Annotated in this window: 20 protein-coding genes; 11 read left to right on the forward strand and 9 right to left on the reverse strand. The window is 64.7% G+C overall.

Translation table 11 applies throughout. The annotated features are described in order from the left end of the window. Nucleotides 1-7: 7 nt before the first annotated feature. Nucleotides 8-1,669, forward strand: coding sequence for a DNA repair protein RecN (gene recN, locus ABNW52_RS09490; protein WP_349586835.1), 1,662 nt, complete (start codon nt 8-10; stop codon nt 1,667-1,669). Nucleotides 1,670-1,716: 47 nt separating this feature from the next. Here the strand turns inward: recN and ABNW52_RS09495 are convergent, their stop codons facing one another. From ABNW52_RS09495 to ABNW52_RS09505, 3 genes are all read right to left on the reverse strand, one after another. Then, the gene (locus ABNW52_RS09495; RefSeq protein WP_349586837.1) at nt 1,717-3,015 is read right to left on the reverse strand and encodes a tetratricopeptide repeat protein; all 1,299 of its coding nucleotides are present in this window, start codon (nt 3,013-3,015) and stop codon (nt 1,717-1,719) included. A gap of 308 nt (nt 3,016-3,323) precedes the next feature. Further along, nucleotides 3,324-4,682, reverse strand: coding sequence for an aspartate aminotransferase family protein (locus tag ABNW52_RS09500; protein WP_349586839.1), 1,359 nt, complete (start codon nt 4,680-4,682; stop codon nt 3,324-3,326). Nucleotides 4,683-4,884: 202 nt separating this feature from the next. Further along, nucleotides 4,885-6,222 carry a glutamine synthetase family protein gene (locus tag ABNW52_RS09505; protein WP_349586842.1) on the reverse strand — a complete coding sequence of 446 codons (1,338 nt, stop codon included), beginning with the start codon at nt 6,220-6,222 and terminating at the stop codon, nt 4,885-4,887. A 218-nt stretch (nt 6,223-6,440) separates the two neighbouring features. On the opposite strand from ABNW52_RS09505, the gene ABNW52_RS09510 reads away from it, so the two are divergent. Then, nucleotides 6,441-7,091, forward strand: a complete 651-nt coding sequence (locus ABNW52_RS09510; protein ID WP_349586844.1) for a GntR family transcriptional regulator — start codon at nt 6,441-6,443, stop codon at nt 7,089-7,091. 8 nt (nt 7,092-7,099) lie between these two features. Continuing rightward, nucleotides 7,100-7,675 carry a flavin reductase family protein gene (locus tag ABNW52_RS09515; protein ID WP_349586847.1) on the forward strand — a complete coding sequence of 192 codons (576 nt, stop codon included), beginning with the start codon at nt 7,100-7,102 and terminating at the stop codon, nt 7,673-7,675. A gap of 84 nt (nt 7,676-7,759) precedes the next feature. Here the strand turns inward: ABNW52_RS09515 and selD are convergent, their stop codons facing one another. Further along, nucleotides 7,760-8,800: a selenide, water dikinase SelD gene (gene selD, locus ABNW52_RS09520; protein WP_349586849.1), complete on the reverse strand. Its 1,041-nt coding sequence runs from the start codon at nt 8,798-8,800 to the stop codon at nt 7,760-7,762. A 19-nt stretch (nt 8,801-8,819) separates the two neighbouring features. On the opposite strand from selD, the gene mnmH reads away from it, so the two are divergent. Further along, nucleotides 8,820-9,860, forward strand: coding sequence for a tRNA 2-selenouridine(34) synthase MnmH (gene mnmH / locus ABNW52_RS09525; RefSeq protein WP_349586852.1), 1,041 nt, complete (start codon nt 8,820-8,822; stop codon nt 9,858-9,860). Nucleotides 9,861-10,004: 144 nt separating this feature from the next. On the opposite strand, the gene ABNW52_RS09530 is transcribed toward mnmH, so the two are convergent. The 3 genes from ABNW52_RS09530 to ABNW52_RS09540 all read right to left on the reverse strand — a co-directional run bounded on the left by ABNW52_RS09530 (nt 10,005) and on the right by ABNW52_RS09540 (nt 13,739). Then, the gene (locus ABNW52_RS09530; protein ID WP_349586855.1) at nt 10,005-12,527 is read right to left on the reverse strand and encodes a PEP/pyruvate-binding domain-containing protein; all 2,523 of its coding nucleotides are present in this window, start codon (nt 12,525-12,527) and stop codon (nt 10,005-10,007) included. Beyond that, nucleotides 12,520-13,143: a TetR/AcrR family transcriptional regulator gene (locus ABNW52_RS09535; protein WP_349586857.1), complete on the reverse strand. Its 624-nt coding sequence runs from the start codon at nt 13,141-13,143 to the stop codon at nt 12,520-12,522. The genes ABNW52_RS09530 and ABNW52_RS09535 overlap by 8 nt, the downstream gene beginning before the upstream one ends. 110 nt (nt 13,144-13,253) lie before the next feature. Beyond that, nucleotides 13,254-13,739: an AtaL-like protein gene (locus ABNW52_RS09540; protein ID WP_349586860.1), complete on the reverse strand. Its 486-nt coding sequence runs from the start codon at nt 13,737-13,739 to the stop codon at nt 13,254-13,256. 319 nt (nt 13,740-14,058) lie between these two features. On the opposite strand from ABNW52_RS09540, the gene ABNW52_RS09545 reads away from it, so the two are divergent. Beyond that, nucleotides 14,059-14,934, forward strand: a complete 876-nt coding sequence (locus tag ABNW52_RS09545; RefSeq protein ID WP_349586863.1) for a hypothetical protein — start codon at nt 14,059-14,061, stop codon at nt 14,932-14,934. Nucleotides 14,935-14,972: 38 nt separating this feature from the next. On the opposite strand, the gene ABNW52_RS09550 is transcribed toward ABNW52_RS09545, so the two are convergent. Both ABNW52_RS09550 and ABNW52_RS09555 read right to left on the reverse strand, forming a co-directional pair. Beyond that, nucleotides 14,973-15,590, reverse strand: a complete 618-nt coding sequence (locus tag ABNW52_RS09550) for a helix-turn-helix transcriptional regulator (protein ID WP_349586866.1) — start codon at nt 15,588-15,590, stop codon at nt 14,973-14,975. Next, nucleotides 15,590-16,837: an MFS transporter gene (locus tag ABNW52_RS09555; protein ID WP_349586868.1), complete on the reverse strand. Its 1,248-nt coding sequence runs from the start codon at nt 16,835-16,837 to the stop codon at nt 15,590-15,592. The genes ABNW52_RS09550 and ABNW52_RS09555 overlap by 1 nt, the downstream gene beginning before the upstream one ends. Nucleotides 16,838-17,182: 345 nt before the next feature. Here ABNW52_RS09555 and ABNW52_RS09560 point away from each other — a divergent pair, with 345 nt between their 5' ends. The 6 genes from ABNW52_RS09560 (at nt 17,183) to ABNW52_RS09585 (ending at nt 22,314) form a co-directional block, all read left to right on the forward strand. Next, on the forward strand, nt 17,183-18,547 hold the full coding sequence (locus ABNW52_RS09560; RefSeq protein ID WP_349586870.1) for a deoxyguanosinetriphosphate triphosphohydrolase: 1,365 nt from the start codon (nt 17,183-17,185) through the stop codon (nt 18,545-18,547). Nucleotides 18,548-18,690: 143 nt separating this feature from the next. Continuing rightward, nucleotides 18,691-19,563, forward strand: coding sequence for an AEC family transporter (locus tag ABNW52_RS09565; RefSeq protein WP_349586873.1), 873 nt, complete (start codon nt 18,691-18,693; stop codon nt 19,561-19,563). A 77-nt stretch (nt 19,564-19,640) separates the two neighbouring features. Continuing rightward, nucleotides 19,641-20,279, forward strand: coding sequence for a histidine phosphatase family protein (locus tag ABNW52_RS09570; RefSeq protein ID WP_349586876.1), 639 nt, complete (start codon nt 19,641-19,643; stop codon nt 20,277-20,279). Nucleotides 20,280-20,328: 49 nt separating this feature from the next. Next, a complete protein-coding gene (gene msrB, locus ABNW52_RS09575) occupies nt 20,329-20,733 on the forward strand; it encodes a peptide-methionine (R)-S-oxide reductase MsrB (RefSeq protein WP_349586878.1) in 405 nt (134 codons plus the stop codon). A 184-nt stretch (nt 20,734-20,917) separates the two neighbouring features. Then, nucleotides 20,918-21,394 carry an FKBP-type peptidyl-prolyl cis-trans isomerase gene (locus ABNW52_RS09580; protein WP_349586881.1) on the forward strand — a complete coding sequence of 159 codons (477 nt, stop codon included), beginning with the start codon at nt 20,918-20,920 and terminating at the stop codon, nt 21,392-21,394. 368 nt (nt 21,395-21,762) lie between these two features. Continuing rightward, nucleotides 21,763-22,314, forward strand: coding sequence for a hypothetical protein (locus tag ABNW52_RS09585; RefSeq protein ID WP_349586884.1), 552 nt, complete (start codon nt 21,763-21,765; stop codon nt 22,312-22,314). The last annotated feature ends 18 nt before the right edge of the window (nt 22,315-22,332 follow it).

Genomic DNA, 22,332 nt, shown 5'->3' on the forward strand with positions numbered 1-22,332 from the left:
GGCATCCATGCTGCTTTCGCTGAACGTCAAAGATTTCGTCATCGTCGATCAACTGCAACTGGAGTTCGCCCCCGGCTTTACGGTACTGACCGGGGAAACCGGCGCCGGCAAGTCCATCATCCTCGATGCGCTGGGCCTGCTGTTGGGCGACCGCGCCGAGGTGAGCCAGATCCGCGAGGGCACCGAGCGCGCCGAAATCGCCGCCCAGCTGGACATCCGCCAGCAGCCGGACCTGACCGCCTGGCTGGCGGAAAACGCGCTGGCCGGCGACGACGGCGAGCTGTTGATCCGCCGCATCGTCGACCGCAACGGCCGCTCGCGCAGCTTCATCAACGGCATGCAGGCCACCCAGGGCCAGCTCAAGGCAATGGGCGAATACCTAGTGGACATCCACGGCCAACATGCGCACCAGTCGCTGGTGCGCCCGGACGCGCAGCGCGAACTGCTGGATGCCTACGCCGGCGCCACGCAGCTGGCACGCGATACCCGCACCGCCTGGCAAGACTGGCAACGCATCCGCAAGGTGCGCGAGGATGCCGATAAGCGCCAGCGTGAATCCGAAGTGGAACGCGAACGACTGACCTGGCAGATCAGCGAATTGAGCGAACTGGGCCTGACCGCCGACGAATGGCCGCAGCTGAACCAACTGCACAGCCGGCTGGCCAACGCCGCCGAGCTGGCGCAATCGGCACAAGCGGCGGTGGACGTACTATCGGAAATGGACGGCAGCTGCCTGACGCTGCTGTCGCAGGTGCAGAGCCGGCTGGGCAAGCTGTCCGGCTACGACACCCGGCTGGCGGAATCGCTGGCGCTGCTGGATTCGGTGGATGCCGAGCTGCGCGAAGTGGTGTACAGCCTGCGCGACTACGCCAGCGGCTTCGAGGATGACCCGGGGCAACTGGCCGATATCGAAGCACGCATCCACGCGCTGATGAGCGCCGCGCGCAAATATCGCTGCCAGCCGGAAGACCTGCCGAAAAAACTGGCCGACTGGACGCAACAACTGGCCGAGCTGGAAGCCGCCACCGACATCGAGGCGCTGAGCACCGCGGAAAGCGCCGCGCTGGCGCGCTACCGTGCCCAGGCCGAATCGCTGTCCGCCAAACGCCGCCAGGCCGCCGCCGAGCTGTCGGCGCGCATCGGCAACGAGATGCAGCGCCTAGCGATGGAAGGCGCCCGCTTCGCCATTGAGCTGTCCGCGGCCAGCGAGCCGACCGCCCACGGTCTGGAAACCATCGAATACCTGGTGGCGGCCAACCAGGGCAGCACGCTGCGACCGCTGGCCAAGGTCGCCTCCGGCGGCGAGCTGTCGCGCATCAGCCTGGCGATGCAGGTAGTGATCAGCCAGGTGGCCAGCGTGCCGACGCTGATCTTCGACGAAGTGGACGTCGGCATCGGCGGCCGCGTTGCCGAGGTGGTGGGCAAGCTGCTCAAGCAACTGGGCGAACGCTACCAGGTACTGTGCGTCACCCACCTGCCACAGGTGGCGTCATGCGGCAACCAGCACTGGCGCGTGAGCAAGGCGGCGGAAGGCGGCCGCACCGTCAGCCGCATCGCCGCGCTGGATGCCGAGGGCCGGGTACTGGAAATCGCCCGCATGCTGGGCGGCGAGGACATCACCGCCACCACGCGGCAACACGCCAGCGAGATGCTGTCCAGCAATGCCTGAGCGCAGCCTTGCTACAAGCTACCAGCCCGGCCCCGCGCCGGGCTTTTTCATGCCGCCAACCAGGCGCTGTACAGCTCGCCACGCATCGGCACCCCGGATTCCTGGCGCAGTATCACCGGCTGACTCTGCCAGCGGGCAAAACCGGCGGCGGCCAATTGCGCGACCAGATAATCCGGCGCGTGGCTGTAGCGGCCGCTGCTATTGAGGCGAAAACCGACGGCATCGTCGTCGCCTAGCCATTCGCTGGAAAACACCAGCTGCCCGCCGGGGCGCAGGCTATCGGCGATGGCCGGCAGTACGCGGGACAGATCACCGATGTAGATGAAGGTGTCCATGCACACCACCAGCTCGAACAACTCATCCTGCTCTTGCAGCCAGGCACCCAGCTCCGCCTGCTGCAACAGCTGGTAGATACCCTTGCCCCGCGCCTGCGCCAACATGCCGGTGCTCAGGTCCACACCGACCAGGTAACGGGCATACGGCTGCAGCACCTGGCCGACCAGCCCAGTGCCGCAACCCAGGTCGGCGATGCGCCAGCCGGCATGCGGCCAACCTTGCTCCCTCGCCAGCGCCGCCACCAGCGCCGGTCCCTGGTAGCCCAGCTCGGCCAGCTTGTGATCGAAATGGCCGGAAAACTGGTCGAACGCCTGTTGCACATAGCTGTCGCTACAGCGCGGCGGGGCGTCGCCCCCGCCGCAGGCCGCCAGCAGATGACGGGCGATGGCATTGTCCGGCTCCTGCTGCAGCCATTGCCGCAGCAGCGCCTGCGCCGCTTCTGGCTGGCCAATTTCGTGCAGCGCCTGCGCCAGCGTGGCCGGCGGATGCTTGACAGCCCCCTCACAGACGATGCCGCGATAGTTGCACTGCTGGGCAGCGGCAGCATCGCCGTTGGCCGCATAGTGGGCGGAGAGCAGAAACCAGGCATCCGGCAGCGCCGGCTTCAGCTGCAGCGCCTGCTGCCACGCCTGTTCCGCCAGCGCGCCATGGCCCAGCGCCGCCTCGCTGGCCCCCAGATTGGTCCAGAAGAAATACTGCCGCGCATCCAGCGCCAGCGCGGCGCGGAACGCCACCACCGCCTCGGCATAGTGCTGCAGGCTGGCACAGACGATGCCAAGACTGAACCACCATGCTGCCTGGCTATTGTCGCCCTGCACCGCCCGCTGCAGCCACGGCAGCGCCTCCGCATCCCGCCCTTGCTGGTGCAACACGCAACCCAGCCAATGCTGGCCGGCAGCATCGTCGGGGTAGGCCGCAAGATGCTGGCGGTACAGCGCCTCGGCGGCGGCAAGCTCGCCAGTCAGATGCTGACGCTGGGCAGACTGAAACAGGGTGTGGGTAGCAGGCATGGTGTGACGTGGTGCGGGAAAAGGCTGCCACTATATGAATTTTGCGGGGCGGGAGCCAGCGGCGGCGGCTGACAGCACTCGCCATCGCCCATGCGGCCAACAGTTGAGCGCCGCGAACAATCGCGCCATTCGTGCAGAGGGGGCGCTGCCATCACCCCGGATGTGCTGGCGACTTCGACGCTAGTGTCGGCAGACAACGCTGTTGCGGCACCAAGGCACAAGGGCATGCGGCCAACGGCCGCATGCCCTTGCTCTGCGCCACCCAGTCGATGCGGCGGCAGAATGCCCGACAATACCGGGTTACTGCGCTATTTCACCGCTGCCACGAAGTCGCCAAAAGCCGCCACCAGCCGGTCGACATCGGCCGCGGTGGTGTCCGGGCACACCAGAATCATGTTGTGGAACGGCGTGATCAGCAGACCACGATTGAGCAGAAACAGGTGCACGATGTGCTCCAGCTCGCTGTCCAGGATCTGGTCGGCCTCGCTGCCGTTGACGGGCGGCGTGGCGGTGAACTGGAACTCGGTGCGCGCGCCGATCTGCGTCACACACCACGGCAGCCCGTGCTGCGCGATGACGCCACGCAAGCCTGCGGCCAACCTTTCCGCCAGCCCGAACATGTACTGGTAGGCGCTGTCAGTCATCACCTCGGCCAGATTGGCGCGCATCGCCGCCATCGCCAGCAGGTTGGCGGTGAGCGTGGTGCCGATGCCGCTGTGCCCCGGCGGCGCGGTGCGCTTGGCCTCTTCCGCACGGCGCGCGGTCTGCTCGCTAAAACCATACACCGCACACGGCACGCCGCCGGCCACCGGCTTGCCGACCACCAGCAGATCCGGCCGCAGGTCGTGGGCGCGGGTGTAGCCGCCGGGGCCGCTGCTGATGGTGTGGGTTTCGTCGATCAGCAGCAGCGTGCCGTAGCGCTTGCATAGTTCTTGCGCCGCCTGCCAGAAACCGGGCTGCGGCAGCACCATGCCGATATTGGTCATCGCCGGCTCGGCCAGCAGGCAGGCCACCTCGCCGTCCTGCAGCGCGGCTTCCAGTGCAGCCAGATCGTTGAACTCCACGCTGCGGGTGTGCTGGGTGATGTCGTACACCTGACCCAGCAGACTATCGCGGGTCTGCGGCTGGCCGTCCACCAGGTCGACGAACACGTCGTCCACCGTGCCGTGGTAGCAGCCATTGAAAATCAGCACCTGGCTGCGCTTGGTGATCGCCCGCGCCCAGCGGATGGCAAAACGGTTAGCGTCCGAGGCCGACAGCGCGAACTGCCAGTACGGCAGGCCGAAGCGGCGCGCCAGCTCCTGTGCCACCCACACGCCGTCCTCGCTGGGCAGCATGGCGGTGTAGCCGCGCTGCGCCTGGTGGGCGATGGCATCGGCCACCGGCCTGGGGCTGTGGCCGAACATGGCGCCGGTGTCGCCGAGGCAGAAATCCACGTAGTCGTGGCCGTCCACGTCCTGGAAGCGTGCGCCTTGCGCCGCTGCCACGTACAGCGAGAACGGCGTCGACCAGTCGTTCATCCAGTGCAGCGGCACGCCGAACAACAGGTGGCCGGCAGCGCGCGACGACAGCTCGCGCGAACGCGGCATGCGGCCGATGAAGGCGTTGCGCTCGGCGACTTGCAGCGCCTGCGCCTTGTCCCAATTGATGCCATGGCGAGTGCTCATGGTGCTCTCCTTGTCTTGTATTGTGTGCCGGCGGCGGCCAAGGTTGGCCGCACGCCGTGAATTCATTCAGTGCGTAACCGAAAATCGGTTTACGAGCCAGCGCGAGAGCAGGCAAAAATGGAGGGGCGCGGAATCGACCTAGCGTCAATGCGCACTCTTGAGTCGAACTCGCGCCGCCGCGCCACCGATCGCCAGCGGGCTCTTAGACATGCAGCTGCAGGTGCTCGCGCTCCCAGGCGGTGATGCCGCGGCTGAAGGTTTCAAACTCCTTCTCTTTCACCGCGCAGAATGCCTGCACGAAGTCCTCGCCCAGGATCTCCGCCAGCTCCGGGCAGGCCTGCATCAGCGCCACCGCGTCTTCCAGGCTGCGCGGCAGCTCGTAGTCCAGGTCGTAGGCGCTGTCGTTCATCGGCGCCGACGGTTCGATCTGGTTCACCATGCCCAGGTAGCCGCAGGCCAGTGTCGCCGCCATCGCCAGATACGGGTTCACGTCCACGCCGGGCACGCGGTTTTCCACCCGCCGCGCAGCCGGGCCAGACGGCGGAATACGGATGCCGCAGGTGCGATTGTCATAGCCCCAGCGCACATTGATCGGCGCCGCGGTGTGGCGGCTAAGGCGGCGATAGCTGTTTACATACGGCGCGAACATCGGCATCGCCCGCGGCAGGTAGCGCTGCATGCCGCCGATATGGTGGAAGAACAGCTCGCTGGCGCTACCGTCTGCTTGCGAGAAAATGTTGTCGCCGGTTTCAGCGTCCACGATGCTCTGGTGGATGTGCATGGCGCTGCCCGGCTCGCCTTCCATCGGCTTGGCCATGAAGGTGGCGAAGATGTTGTGACGGTAGGCGGTCTCGCGCACCGCGCGCTTGAACAGGAACACCTGGTCGGCCAGTGCCATCGCGTCGCCGTGACTGAAGTTGATCTCCATCTGGCAGGCGCCCACCTCGTGGATCAACGTTTCTACGTTCAGCTTGGCCGCCTCGCAGAACGCCGACAGCTCCTGGAAGAAGGGGTCGAAATCGTTGACCGCGTCGATGGAGAACGACTGGCGCCCCACCTCGGAGCGGCCGGCGCGGCCGGATGGCGGGCGCAGCGGCTCGTGCGGGTTGTTGTTCTGGCGGATCAGGTAGAACTCCATCTCCGGCGCCACCACTGGGCGCCAGCCACGGTTTTCGTACAGCTTCAGCACCTTGCGCAGCACCGCACGCGGCGAGATGCCAACCGGGGTGCCGTCGAAATCCTCGCAGTCGTGGATCACCACCGCCACCGGTTCGATCGCCCACGGCACCAGGCGGATGGTAGACGGGTCCGGGCGGCACACCATGTCCGGGTCGTTGGCGCCGGCAAAGCGCTCGAACTCGGCGAACTCGCCGTTGACGGTGATGGTGAGCACCGCCTTGGACATCTTCATGCTGTCCTCGGCCAGAAACAGGTTCTTGGGCACGATCTTGCCGCGCGCCACCCCGGTCATGTCCGGTATCACGCACTCCACCTCGTGGATGTGGTGTTCGCGTATGAACGCGGCGAGTTGTTCATTCATGGTCATTCTCCTCCGGTATGCGATGTCGAGGGGCCGTTGGCTCCCGTCCCTGCCCAGCTTGCGCCATCCCTGGCAACTCAGAAAACCGCGGCAACTCGCAGATTGTGCTGCGCATGGTGAATTTGATCAAATTGTATTGTCAATATTTGATCAAATGCAAACTTGCACCCGCCGGCCGCTCTGCTATGCTTGCGGCCAACTTTGTTAGCCGCCCGATCATGAAGACCGCTTCCGCCTCTACCCTGCAGGACGACACCTACGACAAACTGCGCCACATGCTGATGCTGGGGCGCTGGCTGCCGGGCGAGCGCCTGAAGATCAACCACCTGGCCAGTGAGCTGGGCGTCAGCCAGATGCCGGTGCGCGCCGCGCTGCAAAGGTTGGCCGCAGAAAAAGCGCTGGTGAATACCCCCAACTGCGGCGTAACGGTGCCGCAGCTGACCGTAGCGCAGTTCGACGACATCCTGCAGAACCGCATCCTGCTGGAAGGCCAGGCCGCCTGGCTGGGCGCGCAGCGGCTGGATGCAGCCGGACGCGAGCAGCTGGTGGCGCTGTGCCAGGCGATGGCCGTCGCCATCGCTGCCGACGATGTAAAAGGCTACCTGGATGCCAACGAGCTGTTCCATCTACAGCTGTACCTGGCAGCCAACTCGCCGCTACTGCTGTCGCTGATTGAGACAGTGTGGCTGCACGTTGGCCCGATCTCCAACCAGCTGCACCAGGATCTGGCGGTATGGAAAACCATGAACGACGCCCACGACATGCTGATTACCGCGCTGCAAAACGATGATGCCGACGGCGTGCGCGCCGCCATCGCCCAGGATCTGCGCACCGCCGGCAGCTATCTGCGCCGGCTGTGCCTGCCATGAGAACCGCCATGCCCGATTACCAACCTGTCGACCTGACCAAATGCTACCGCCTGCTCAACCACGGCCCCACGGTGCTGGTAAGCAGCGCCCACGGTGGCCGCCACAACGTAATGGCCGCCGCCTGGAGCATGCCGCTGGATTTCAATCCGCCCAAGGTGGCGGTGGTGATCGACAAGGCCACGCTTAGCCGCCAGCTGATCGAGGCTTCCGGCGAGTTCGTACTCAACGTGCCGCTGCAGCCACAGGCGGCTGCGGTGCTGCAGGTAGGCTCGGACAGCGGACTGCAGGTGGCCGACAAGTTCGCCGCCAGCGGCCTTGTTGCCATGTCCGGCCACGCGGTGGCCGCGCCACATGTGGCCGGCTGTGCCGGCTGGCTGGAATGCAAGCTGCTGCGCGAGCCGCACAACCAGCAGCAGTACGACCTGTTCATCGGTGAGGTGGTGTCTGCCTGGGCAGACCCGGAACTGTTTGCCAATGGCCACTGGCAGCCGATTCTCGACGACGCCAAACGCACGCTGCACTACATCGCCGGTGGGCATTTCTTTGCCATTGGCGATGCATTCGATGTGAGCGTGCCGGACTAGTCGCGCCCGGTTTTCGGCAACAAAAAAGCAGCCAGACTGGCTGCTTTTTTTGTGCCTCGCGGCCAGGGTTGGCCGCAAGCCGTATCAACTCACGTGAATGCGCGGATCGCCCGCCGCCAGCACGCCGATGCGGCTGGCGTATTCAAAGCCGGCGGCATGGAACAGCTGCAACACCTGTTCCGCCGCCTCCGGCGCCACTGCCACCAGCAGGCCGCCGCTGGTCTGCGCATCGGCCAGCACCCGCAGCTGCCAGTCGGCCACGCTGTCGGCGCAGTGCACATCGGCACCGAAGCTGGCCAGGTTGCGCTCGATGGCGCCCGGACCGATGCCCTGCTCGGCAAAGCCGCGCGCCTCGCGGATCACCGGCACGCTGGCCATGTCCACATGGGCGGCAAGGTTGGAGCCGCGGCAGATTTCCAGCAGGTGGCCGAGCAGGCCAAAGCCGGTAACGTCGGTCAGCGCATGCACCGCATCCAGCGACGCCAGCTGCCCGCCCACCTTGTTGAGCTGGGTGGTGGAAGCGATCAGCGCGCGGTAGCCTGCATCGTCCAGCAGGCCTTTTTTCATCGCCTGCGCCAGTACGCCCACACCCAGACCCTTGCCGAGGATCAGCACGTCGCCCGCCTTGGCATCGCAGTTGCGCTTGATCTGGTCCGGGTGCATCAGCCCCATCACCACCAGGCCGTAGATCGGCTCCGGCGCATCGATGGAGTGGCCGCCGGCAATCGGGATGCCCGCCTCGCGGCACACCGATTCGCCGCCCTGCAGGATGTCGCGAATCACCTCCACCGGCAGCGTGTTCACCGGCATGCCGACAATGGCCAGCGCCATGATCGGCGTGGCGCCCATGGCGTAGATGTCGGAAATGGCATTGGTGGCGGCGATGCGGCCAAAGTCGTGGCCGTCATCGACGATGGGCAGGAAGAAGTCGGTGGTGGCCACCAGCGCCTGGCTGTCGTTCAGGCGGTATACCGCCGCGTCGTCGCTGGTTTCGCGCCCCACCAGCAAGTCCGGGTACGGCAGCAGGTCCTTGGCGCCGGCAAGAATCGATTGCAGTACGGACGGCGCGATTTTGCAGCCACAACCGCCGCCGTGAGACAATTGCGTCAATCTGATATCAGCCATCAAAGAAGCCCACAAAACCATGTTGTTCAAGGCCGCGACCGTAGCACAGCTGTCCCAGTTTGACGAGATCATCGACGTGCGCACGCCGGCGGAATTCGCCGAGGATCACATCCCCGGCGCCATCAACTGCCCGGTGATGAGCGACGAGGAGCGCATGCGGGTGGGCACCCTGTACAAGCAGGTGTCGCCGTTCGAGGCGCGCAAGGTGGGCGCCGCCATTGCCGCGCGCAACATCGCCCGCCATCTGGACGAACAGTTCGCCGGCCACCCCAAGTCGTGGCGGCCGCTGGTGTACTGCTGGCGCGGGGGGCAGCGCTCCGGCTCCATGGCCATCATTCTGGCGCAGATCGGCTGGGCGGCGCACCAGCTGCAGGGCGGCTACAAGGCTTATCGTCACCAGGTGCTGGCCGAGCTGGCCACGCTGCCCAGCCAGCTGCGGCTGCAGGTGATCGGCGGCCCGACCGGCAGCGGCAAGAGCCGACTGCTGGCGGCGCTGGCCCGCGCCGGCGCCCAGGTGCTGGATCTGGAACGGCTGGCGGTGCACCGCGGCTCGGTGCTGGGCCGGCTGCCGGATACCGAGCAACCCAGCCAGAAAGGCTTTGACAGCCAGCTGGCCGCCGCCATCAAGGCACTAGACCCGGCGCGCCCGGTATTCGTAGAGGCAGAAAGCAAGAAGATCGGCTTTGTCGCCTTGCCGGACGCACTGTTCGAGCGCATGCACCAAAGCCCCTGCCTGCAGGTGGAGGCACCATTGGCCGCACGCGTTGCCTTCCTGAAGCAGGACTACGACTTCTATCTGGCCGAGCCGGAACGGCTGGTGACCCAGCTGAACTTCCTGCGCAATGTGCACAGCAAGGCGCAGCTGGAGGCCTGGTATGCGATGGCGCGCAGCGGCGACTTCGACACCCTGGTGGGCGAGCTGCTGGTCAACCACTACGACCCGCTGTATCGCCGCTCGCAGGGCAAGCACTACACCGCCGGGCAGCAGACCCTGCTGCTACCGGCGCTGGACGACGCCACGCTGGCCACGGTGGCACAGCAGCTGACCAACGCCGGCTAAGCAGCGCCAGCTGCCGCTCCGGGATTACGCCGCCATGCCGTACTGCAGGCATGCTCGGCATCGGCGCCCCTAGGCCTGGGTACACAACACGGTTAGCAAGCAGCAGCCCGCCTGCGGCCAAGCTACCAGGTTGGCCGCACGGTTTTAGGTTTGCTCCAGCCGGCGCACAGTACCGCTACTGCCACACACCTCCACCAGCTCACCATCCTGCAACAGGGCCAGCACGCCCGGCAGGTTCACCACCGCCGGCACGCCGAACTCGCGCGCTACGATGGCGCCATGCGACAGGTAGCCGCCGGTTTCCATGATCAGCCCGCCGGCCTTGAGAAACAGCGGCGTCCACGCCGGGTCGGTGGACGGCGCCAGCAGAATGTCACCCGGCTGCAATCGCGCACCATCGGCGGGTTGCAGCAGCCGGCACACCCGTCCGCGCGCACGGCCGCTGGCGACGGGCAAACCTTGCAGCAGCTCGCCACTGACCGCCGCCACCGGCGGCGTGGCGGCATGGCTGGCGCCGTAGTGGATCACATCCGGCAGCTGCTGCGTCTGCCATGCCGCGCGCTGGCGCCGGCGGTCGGCGGCCAGCGCGGCAAAACTGCCGCCGCGCGCGCCGTGCAGCGCCTGCACTAGCTCGCGGCCGGTCAGGTAGAACACGTCGTCCCACTCGTTTAGCGTGCCTCGCTGCACCATGCGCTCGCCCGCCAACCGTAGCAGCTGACGCAGCGGCTCCAGGTAGGCCACGATGCCGCTGCGCGCCAGTTCGCGCTGCCCCAGTTCCAGCGCACACTGCCGTACCAACGGCCGCAGCAGCGGACGCCACCACCAGGGCAGCACACGGCGGGTAGCGGCATACGCCTGTTGCGCCTGCTGGCTGCGCCGTGCCGTCAGCGCCGCGGCATCCACCCGCACCAGACCGGCCAGCGCATCGAACAGATAACCAGGCGCCTCACGCCAGCGCGGCTGGCTGCTGTCGGACTCATAGACCGCGCGGTGGCCGTAGTCGTCGAGGAAGACGGCGAAACCATCGCCGAACGGCGTGCCCTGCGGCCAACGTTGCCGCCAGTTGTCGTTGTCGCGCCCGCTATCGTGCAGCCAGGCGGCCAGTGCCGGGTCTTGCCCCGCCAGTGCCGCCAGCTGCAGCAATTGCAGGTTCTGCTGCGCGGTGATGCTGAGCGGATTGTCGGCCAGCAGGCCGTTGCTCAGTGCATGGCTGCGTCCCGGCGCATGTTTGTCCAGCAGTTTGAGCAGCAGCGATAGCGAGCCGCCGCCGGATGCCTGCAGGAAGTGCAGCGAGTCGTTGGCATCCACTTGCTGCGTCAGTTGTAGCAAGGCCTGGCACAAGGCGTCGTCGCTGATGCCCGGGTGGATGCGCTGCCGCCAGCCGCACACCTCGGCCAGTGCCTGCCGGTAGTGCCGCTCTGCCCCACGGCGAATGCCGGCGGTGGCACGCATCAGTTTCAGCATGCGCCAGCCGATGGCCAGCCGCCGGCGCAGCGTGGCCGGCGCGGGAGTGATTTCCGGCTGGTAGCCGCCGGTCAGCTCGTTGATCACGGCGGGAGTCACGCCCAGGCTGTCGCACATTTCCCACTGGATCAGGCTCAGGTGCAGGTACAACCGGCCGGCGAACAACCTGCTGCGTTCCGCGCCGGGGTGCGGGCGGTAGCCGCAGTGGCGCATAGCACTGGTCAGCAGCCGGTTCACCAGTACGCGGCTGCTGCTCCAGTCCAGCGGCGTCATCACATAGGGCGCCACGTCTCGGCTGTTGCCGTTGGACCAGAAGCCGCCTTGCGGCGCCAGGCCGGGCGGCAGCGCCTCGTCCAGTTGCGTGACCGGACGCGCCTGTAGCAGCCAGAAGCGGCCACCACTGCGCAGCCATTCGATATCGAAGCACGGGCGGGTATCGTCCAGTGCCTCGGCCACGTCGCGGCACAGTTCCGCCAGCTGTTGCAGGCTGTCTTCATCCAGCACCCGCCCCTGCGGGCCGCCAGCCTGCAACGCCACCCGGCCATCGATCTGCACGCGGCTTTGTTGCTGCTTGCGGCCAACCCGGTAGTGCTCGACCGTGTGCGGGCCGTGCAGCGCGACGGTCAGCAGCGCCTCATCCGGGTCCGCCGCGCCGGCTACCAGTGCCTCCCCCAGGCCGAAAGTGGCCTGAATCAGCAGCTGATCCTGTCGGCCATTGGCCGGATTGCAGCTGAACGCCACGCCGGCGGCTTCGGCATCCAGCAGCGGCATGATCAGCACCGCCATCGCCACCGCCTGCTCGGCGATGTCAAAGCGCTGCCGATAGGCGTGCGCCTGCGGTGTATCGATGGAGGCGTATACCTCGGCTATCGCCTGCAGCAATGCCGCTTCGCCACGCACGCCCAGCACGCTGGCGTGGATGCCGGCAAAAGAGTACTCGCTGCCGTCTTCCGCCAGCGCCGAGGAACGCACCGCCAGCGGCAGCGCTCGCCATGTTGCCGGCAGCTGCTGCAAAGCGGCGACCAACGGCGGCCACTGCGCCAGTGCCGGGCGGCCTGCGGCCAACCATTGCCGATGCAGACTGGCCGGCAACACCCGGCCATCCGGCACCGGCAGTCCATACCCGGCCAGCTGCGCCAGCCTGGCCGCCTTGCCGCCGCTTTGCTCCGCGCCGGCGGCGCGTACTGCGCTCCAGTCAAGCATGACGCACCTCCGCTCCGGCAAAGAACAGCGCCAGCATGTCGTCCATGCGCTGCGTCAGGTCGTCGTCCTGCTCCAGCCAGGTCATCAACACGCCGGAGTACAGCATCTCCAGCGCCAACACCAGCTGCGGCAGCGGCAGATCCGCCCGCACTTCGCCGGCCGCCACACCCGCGGCCAGCAGCGAGCTCAGCAGCATGCCCAGCTGGCTGCGTTCGCGCTGTGCATCGAAGGCGGTGGCAAAGCGATAGCGCAGATACGGACGCAAGTAGCCGCGCTGCTGCCGCGACCAGGCCGCCGAGGCATGGAAGAAATGCCGCAGCCGACTGCGGCAATCTGCCAACTGCTGCAAATCATGCAGCAGCTGCGGGGCATCGGCCGCCAGCGCACGGTGGAAGCAATGCACCAGAATCGCCTCTTTGGCCGGAAACCGGCTGTACAAGGTGCCTTTGGCGACATCGGCGGCGCGGGCAATGTCTTCCATGCTGACCTGATCGTAGCCTCGCTGCTCGAACAGCGCATAAGCGGCATCGGCAATGAGGTCAGCACTTTCGCGCTGCTTGCGCTCGCGGCGGCTGAGGTTTTCCATGGCGGCACCAAAAATATGAACGTCGTTCATTTTTGAACGTCGTCTATATTTTTGCAAGCCGCAACTGTCATTCCCGCCGTGCGGCCATAAAAAAACCGCCAACGCTCAAGGCGTGGCGGTTTGATGGCGGCCAGGCGGGCTTAGCGGCTGCCCAGCACGCCCGCTACTGCCAGCTCCAGTATGCGCTTGGCCGTATCCATGTCGGCCTGGTGATAGGCAGACTTCAGGTACGGCACAAAATAGCTGGGGTCGTTGCTATCGCTGACATCCGGCTTTTCCGGCAAATCGTTGATATAGCAGAAGCGCAGAAACAGTTTCCCCGGCTGCGGCTCCTCGATGCGCATGCTCATGCGGCCACCGATGTGCTGGTCACTGGGCTCGGTGTGGTAATGCACCTCCAGCAGCTCGGTGAACTGCACCTGTTCGCGCACCACCAGCGCGCCGAACAACACTTCCCGCCGCAGTGTGTCATCGCTGCGCTCCAGGATGCGTACTTCGCTGATGTTTTCATCGAACCGCTGCGGATCCTCCGCACGCAACACCAAACCCTGCCATAGCTGGGCGCGGCTGATGTTCATGTCCAACGCTTGCGGGTTGCACATCTGTACCAAGTGCTCGTATTTCATTTGTCGTTCACGCCATGTAACCAATACTTTGATTGTAAGGCAGTCGCTAAAAAACAACAAAAGCCGCGGCTGTACACCCGCCTATTTGATAGCAAACGCTTTTGTTTAAACAAATTTCTAAGCCACATTAAAGCGAATGATTGATTTTATTTTGCCAATGGAATATTTATCAATATCTATAAATGCCATTAACATTTAAACTGTTTGTGTAATACGCTCACTGTGAGAGAATACTGCCATTGCTTTGCTAGCCCCCCTCATGACAGCCCATGGCTGCCTGTAGGCAAAGCCCATAAGCAATCAGGGTTACCCTCAAGAAATGACCAGCAAGAACCACTATCTGCAGCAGCCAGCTGTCGCCGAATTTGTCAGCCAGCTGGCCTGCTGGCTGGATGGCGAAAGTTTTGGCGAGCACCAGTTCAAAGTGCGCGACAAAATCCTGCCCGCCAACTACGACCGCGACTTCAACGCCAACACCCTCGAAGAGGCCTTTCAGCGCTTCTACTGGAACGGCCGGCATTTCGATGAAAGCCAGACACTACTGGACGACTACCGGCTGCGGCTGCGCTCCGCCCTGCGCGACGCAGACAGCCACTCCCTGCTGGCAGCCATCAACGATGTCCTGCTGTGGGGCTCCGGTGGCAAGGTCATCAAGCTCTACACCTATAACCGTGACTGGGCCACGGCGAACCACCCGCAGCTGCTGGACAAGCTGCGCCGCAGCCTGGACATCCTGCAGTCGGCCGAGCCGGACGCGGCGCCGTTTGACGGCGAGCTGCGCATGAATGCCGGTTTTACCAAGGTGTACGCGCTGGCCGGTGACAACATCATGATGTACGACGGGCGCATTGGTGCCGCCATGGGCTTTCTGGTACGCCAATTCTGCGAAAGCCGCCGCATGCTGCTACCCGAAGCCCTGTGCTTCCCGTGGGCCCCCGGCGCCTCTACCATGAACCGCAATCCCAGCACCGACATGCTGCACTTCAAGCAGCTGGCCAATCGCAGCCGCTTTCACGCCGAGTGGAAGATCCAGGCCAGCTGGATTGCCTGTGCGGCACTGCAAAGCGCTAGCGCAGCCTGGTGCCACGGCCCGAATGCGCTGCGCCACTTCGAGGCCGCGCTGTTCATGCTGGGTTACGAAATTCCGATGGCACGCCGCAAGGTTAACAAGCAGCGCCCGGCCCTGGGGCTATAACAAGCTCACGCCACAACACCCCGCGCTGCGGGGTGTTTTCAATTGTGCAGCGCACGGATGCGGTACACGCAGCGTTGCCCGCCTGCCAGCAGATGCTCGCTGCGTTCCACCTCCGCCACCCCGGCGAACAGGCGACGGAACTGCTGCAACTCCGCACGACAGAAACCCTGACAGCGACTGGCAGCGGCGCAGATCGGGCAATGATGCTCCAGCAGCAACCAATCGGCGCCCTCCTGCCGTACCTGCGCCATATAACCCTCCGCAGTGCGCAGCTCAGCCAGCTGCTGCAGCCGCGCCCCCGGCTCCAGCGCCGTCAGCGCTTGCCGATAGCGCAGCTCGGCCTCTTGTGTGCGTGCGACAATCAGCGCCTCCAGCCCGGCGGCGCCCAGCTGTTCGTCCAGCAGCTGCAGCAGCTGCACGCTCAACTCGTTGTGCCGGTCCGGGAAATAAGCGTGGCCCGCGGCGGTCAGCCGCCAGTATTGCGCCGGCCGCCCGACACCCTCGCGCCGCAGCTCGCAGGCCACCAAGCCTTCGGCCTGCAGCTGCAGCAACTGTTTGCGCACCCCCATCCCGCTCAGGCCACTCTCCGCGGCCAGTTGCTGCACCGTCTGGGCGCCAGCGGTCTTGAGGCGCTGCAACATGCCGTCGATCGCCATCAGGAGGGCTGCTTCACGGTATGCGGCATGGCGGCCAACTTGCCTAGCTGCCATACCGCCAGCAGGCACATACCACCACCCAGGGCGATGGTCAGCCGCGTATCCAGCAAGGTCAGCCCGCCGCCCAGCAAGGCCACCAGCACATTGCTGATGCAGAACACGGTAGACAGCAGCCCCATCACCGCGCCCTGGCCATAATGGGCAAACTGTTCGGCGCACCAGGCTGGCAGCAAGGCGTTGTAGATTGCCAGCGGCAAGCCCAGCGCCATCACCAGCAGCATGCCGGGCATGGCCGGCAACCCGGCCAGCAACAGCAGGCCGAGCGCGACAATCAGCGCATTGCGCCGGGCCAGCAGCAGCGGTTCACCGCCGTGACCGCGTTTACCCAACAAGGCGCTGGACAGCGTCATCAGCAGGCACAGGCCGGCCGTCACCCAGGCGATGCCGGTGCTGTCCAGGCGGGCGAACTCCACCAGCCACAGCGGATAGAATTCGTAGAAGGCATTGACGCCAAGGGCAAACAGCAGCTGCATCCAGAACAATGCGGCCAACAGTTTGTCCTGTCGCAACAGGCTGAAGGCGTGCTGCTTGCGTACCACCGCCAGCAGCGACAAGCCCTGTAACCCGCCGGCCTCGCCGGTTTCCGGCAGCACCCACAGCAGGATGGCCAGACATGGCAGCAAGGTAAACGCGCCGATCAGGAATGGCACCGGCTCGCCCAGCGGCAGGGTAAAGCCGCCGATCATCGGCCCCACCAGCCAGCCCATGTACAGCACAGCATTGAGAATGGCAAAGCTGCGGGCGCGATCCAGCTGTGGATGCAGATCCGCCACGATGGCACGCGCCACCGCCACATTGCCCTCGGTCACGCCGGTAAGAAAACGCGCAAACACAAACAGCAGGTACCAGCGCATGTCCAATGCCCAGGCGGTCAGCAAGTAGCCCAGCAAGGTCAATGTCAGCGTGGTCAGCAGGATGCGGCGGCGGCCAAGGCGGTCCGACAGCGCGCCGATGAAGGTGCTGCCCAGCAGGATGCCCAGCGGGTTGGCCGCCAGCGCCAGCCCCAGCAGCAGTTTGGGCGGCAGACCGGCAAAGTGATTGAAGGCATCCGCCGGCGCATCCACAAAGATGGGCGCCAGAATCGGGTAAGGCATGGCAACGCCGGCAGTGCTCATCAGCGCCACCAGGCAGACCGCCAGCAGAATCAGTTTTGGGTGAGCGACAGTCACGTCGTGGGCATCATTCATTCAAGGGTTACAAAGCCGGCACATGGACAAGACCACCCGCCGCGGCAAAACGCGCACGCCGTCGCCGGCCAGCAGCCAACCGTTACGCATTTGACGGGCGCCCCGTATTATCGGCATCGGCAGCCGCGCCGGCAGCTGTTCCAGCGGACAACACTATCAAGGCGTCAAGCAGGTGGCGAGCGCATCTAAACACAGCCGCTACAAACTGCCGCCACTACCGGGCGCATACACCGCCTGCCAGTATACGCCGCATTTGTCATATATAAACTTTGAGTTTACAAATTGCGCTGCAGCACCAGCTATGTTTCTGGCATCATGCAGGCAAACCTTCACCGGAACACCGCCATGAGCGCCAGCCGCATGCAATGGGAACAACTACTGTCCACCCGCCGCTTCAAAGTCCGCGATGGCGTGATCTGCGAGACCCACACCCCGGCCACGCTGGAAGGCGCCGCCGGCCTGCGCAGCGACTTTCACATCGACCACGACCGCGTGGTGTTTTCCAGTGCCTTCCGCCGCCTGGGCCGCAAGACCCAGGTGCATCCGCTGGCGCCCAATGACCATACCCACAACCGCCTCACCCACAGTGTGGAAGTCGCCAGTGTTGGCCGCAGCCTGGGCAACCGCGTCGGCGCCATGCTGCAAGCGGCCGGCAGCCTGCCGCCCGGTTACACGCCGTTCGACATCGGCGGCGCGGTACAGGTCGCCTGCCTGGCCCACGACATCGGCAACCCGCCGTTCGGCCACACTGGCGAAGACGCACTGCGCGAATGGTTCCGTGACCCGACCCACAGCCAATGGCTGCAGGGCCTGGGCGCCGCCGAACGGCAGGACATCCAGACTTACGAAGGCAATGCCCACGGCCTGCGCATGGTGTCTACGCTGGAGATGTATCGCGGTGAAGGCGGCATGCGCCTGACCTCGGCGGCGCTGGGCGCGCTGATCAAGTACCCGTGGACCTCCGATGCGCAACCGGCGCAGGCCCGCGGCAAGTTCAACCTGTACCGCACCGAACTGCCCTATTTTGAACGCGTGGCGGCCGAGCTGGGGCTGATCCGCAAAGGCGAACACGAGTGGGCGCGCCATCCACTGTCTTACCTGATGGAGGCGGCCGACGACATCTGTTACGCCATCCTGGACCTGGAAGACGCGGTAGAAATCGGCATCCTCGACGTGCATGAGTTCGAAGCGCTGTTCAGCCACTTCGGCGAGATGGAGCGGGTGTGGCACACCCAGGACATCACGCAAAAATGCGCGATGCTGCGCGGCATTGCCGTTGGCCGCTGCGTGGCGGAAGTGGCCGAAAAATTCATGCTGCATCAGGACACCCTGCTGACCGGGCGCTTCCCCGGCAAGGACCTGATCGATGTCTGCGCGCAGGACATCAAGCGCACGCTGCTGGATGCCAAGGCGCTGGCCAGCCAGAAGGTCTACCGCCACCGCACCAAGCTGGTCACCGAGCTGGCGTCCTACCCCTGCATCGGCACGGTGCTGGATATCGTGGTACCCGCGGTATACACCCAGGTAACGCAAGGGCCGCAGGCGCTGGGCGCCCGTCAGGCGCTGGCACTGGGCTTGCTGCCAGCGGCGCCGCTACACGGCAGCAGCCTGTACCTGGCCTATATGGCCGTGCTGGATTACATCGGCGGCATGACCGACAACTATGCGGCCAACCTGGCGCGCGAGATCTCCGGCGTCGGCATCCTGTAACTCTCCGCCGCAGCCGGCTGGCTTTCTGCTCGCCGGCTGCAGAACAAAGCGTTCTCCTCGCCGCCGGCAAACCGCGAGCAAACCCTTGCCGCAAGGTTGGCCGCACGCTGCACAATGGCAGCACCCACCCATCGAGCCCCACCATGTTCGAACGCATTCTCACTATCATCCTGCCGGTACTGGTCATCGTGCTGATCGGCTGGCTGTATGCCCGCCATGCACGGCCAGATATGCGCGCCACCAACAAGCTCAATATGGATGTCTGCGTACCACTGCTGGTGTTTTCGGCGTTGGCGGCGAAGGATTTCCATCTGGCGGCGCAATGGAAGCTGATGCCGGCGGCACTACTGGTGGTGTTGGTCTCCGGCCTGCTGAGCTGGCCAGTGGCCAGACTGGCCGGTATCAGTCCGCGTACCCTGCTGCCGCCGGTGATGTTCAATAATTGCGGCAATATGGGCCTGCCCTTGGCGCTGCTGGCGTTTGGTCGCGAGGGCTTCAACGCCTTTGTGGTGCTGTTCGTGATCTCCAATCTGCTGCACTTCACCCTGGGCGCCTTCATCTTCAGCCGCCACACCAGCCTGCGCAGCCTCGGCAAGAATCCCATCGTGCTGGCGACCGCGCTGGGCTTGCTGTTCGGCCTGGCCGGCTGGCACCTGCCGGACTGGCTGATGGGCGGCCTCAAGCTACTGGGCGAGATCACCATCCCGTTGATGCTGTTTGCGCTGGGCGTGCGCATGCTGGATGTCAGCTTCAAAGGCTGGCATATCGGCTTGCTGGGCGCGGTGCTGTGCCCGCTGACCGGGCTGGCTGCCGCCGCCATTGCCGTGCCCCTACTGCAGCTGGATGCTAGCCAGGCCGCGCTGGTGATCCTATTTGGCGCCCTGCCGCCGGCCGTGTTGAACTTCCTGATGGCCGAGCTGTACCAACAGGAAGCCGATCGCATGGCATCCATCGTGCTGATCGGCAACCTGCTGAGCCTGCTGTTCGTACCCCTCGGCCTGGCTTTTGCGCTGTAGGCCAAGGCAGGCTACAGTCTGTACTGCACTGCGGCGACCCGTTCGCCGCTTTTTCATCTGTCGTCTTCGGAGGCCGCGTGACCCAATTGACCCGCTTCTGCCTGGTACGCCACGGTGAAACCGCCTGGAATGCCGAACGGCGCCTGCAAGGCCAGACCGACATCCCGCTGAATGCCCAGGGCGAAGAACAAGCCAGCCACCTGGCGCAAGCCCTGCAGCGCCGCGGCCAACGTTTCGATGCCCTGTACAGCAGCGACCTGGCTCGCGCCCACTGCACCGCTCTGCCGGTGGCCACCGCACTGGCGCTGGACATCACTCTGCTGCCGGACCTGCGCGAACGCCACTTCGGCGCCCTGCAGGGCGTCACCCTGCATGCGGGCGCCAGCGAGCAGCCGGCTGCATGGCAGGCCTATGCCCGCCGCGATGTCGAGCACGACCTGGACGGCGGCGAAAGCCTGAACCAGTTCGCCCAGCGGGTGCGCACAGCGCTGGAGCGCCTTGCCGCCGACCACCACGGCGAAACGGTGCTGCTGGTAAGCCACGGCGGCGTGCTGGACGTCATCTACCGCATCGCCTGCGGCCAACCTTTGCATGAACAGCGCCGGGTACCCATCCCCAATGCCGCCCTGAACTGGCTTACTTTTGACGGCCAGCGCTGGCAGGTAGAACGCTGGGCCGACGAGTCGCACCTGGCGCAATCGCTGGACGAGCTGTAAGCAAACGCGCGCCCGTTCGACTGATCTCCTCCCGCCCCAGGAAAACATCATGAGCAGCAAAATCTTCAAGACCCCGCAGCAATGGCGCGAGCAACTCACCGCGGAACAATTCCACGTCACCCGCGAAGCCGGCACCGAGCGTCCATTCAGCGGCGAGCACTACTTTCACCAGCGCCGCGGGCGTTATCACTGCATCTGCTGCGACGCGCTGCTGTTTAGCTCCAGCAGTAAGTTCGACGCCGGCTGCGGCTGGCCCAGCTTCTGGGAAGAAGCCGTGCCCGGCAGCATCACCCGCCTGCGCGACAGCAGCCACGGCATGATCCGCACCGAAGTGCGCTGCGCCCAGTGCGACGCACACCTCGGTCACGTGTTCGAGGATGGTCCGCCGCCCAGCGGCGAGCGCTACTGCATTAATTCCGTGGCGCTGCACTTTGTGGCAGAAGACGAAGCGTAGTTACCCAATGACAGGTGACTAGCAGAACCTGCGCGTAGTATTCGGCGATCGCCTTTGCCATGCCACGTTGATAAAGCCAGATATTCGGCGCCCACCGGACGTGAGAGAGGCGACTCGCCCGCAGTTGACACTCCCCCGCTGAACTGCGAACCTTCCCGCCTCAATTTATTGGCCACTGCCCACCATGAAAATCACCCAAAACACCGCCGTCACTCTGCGCATGAAAGTCACAGACAGCCAAGGTCTGGTTTACGACGATGGCAAGAACCCAGTCTCCTACCTGCATGGCGATTACGACAATCTCTTCCCCAAACTGGAAGCCGCACTTGAAGGTCAGGAATCAGGCTTTCAAACCACGCTGGAACTCGCCACCGCAGACACCTTCGGCGAGCGTGACGACGCCCTCGTCACCACCATGCCCAAGGCCGACTTCCCGCCCGGCATCAAGGTAGGCGGCCAGATCCAGCGTATCGGCCCGGATGGCGAACCGCGCTATTACTTCGTTACCAAGATCAAAGGCCCGACCGTATTGCTGGACGGCAACCATCCGCTGTGCGGCAAAACCCTGCGCTTCGCCCTCACGGTAGTGGATGTACGCGAGGCGACTGCCGAGGAAATTGCCCATCAGCATGTACATGGCGAACACGGGCATCAGCACTGACACCACCCCGCCTTCACAAACAAAGCCCTCCCCAGCCGGAGGGCTTTGTTTTGTCTGGACCCCACCAGCCATGTGGAGTTGGGGTTGGCAATCGGCGCCTGATCCGCTCGCCAACTACAAGCCCAACTGCGAGGTCTCGACGCGCCTCCTCTCAGTGGCCACATTTGGTCGGAGCAGCATCGTGATGCGAAAAGACACATAGTCCTCAAGCATTAAGGTTTCTTGCGCGGATGTTCTCTCGGAAACTCGCAGCGAGAGGAAGCAGTCCGAGCGCTTGGATTGAGCTATATCTTGGTCAATAGCCAAAGAATCCTCCGATTGCGCAGAGCTTCCTTGGCACGACGCACCTAATCTGGAGGGCATGAGGTATGTTCAACAAGGATCGTTTTATCCAGGATTGTTTGAGCGCTCTTTCTGGGGGCCATGAGGCGATTAGTGAATTGATGGCCGAAGCGGTTTCGGATCGCACGGGAATCATGGCCGAGCTTGGCGAGCCGGAACATGCCGGACTTACGCCACTATTCAGATCGCCCGACCTTACCGTCATCAGCTTTGTCTGGGCGCCGTGCATGAGCCTGATGCCGCACAATCACCAAATGTTTTCGGTCGTCGGTATCTATACAGGGCGTGAGGACAACGTCTTTTGGAAGCGGACTGGCACGACGATCGCGGCAGCAGGTGCCAAATCGCTGGGGGCTGGAGATGTTGCCACGCTCGACCGCGACGTCATCCACTCAGTGCTGAATCCGATAGGGAAGATGACTTGTGCACTACACGTTTATGGCGGCGATTTCTTCGCCCCCCCCGTGCCGCGCAGTGAGTGGGACCACGAAACACTCATCGAACAGCCATGGAACGTTGAGCACGCAAAGTCGCTGTTTCGGGAGGCTGAGGCACGCTTTCGTGCAAGCCCCGGGTAGCCAGGTGAGATTGGCCAC

This window comes from Vogesella oryzagri (assembly GCF_040148885.1).
GTDB lineage: Bacteria > Pseudomonadota > Gammaproteobacteria > Burkholderiales > Chromobacteriaceae > Vogesella > Vogesella oryzagri.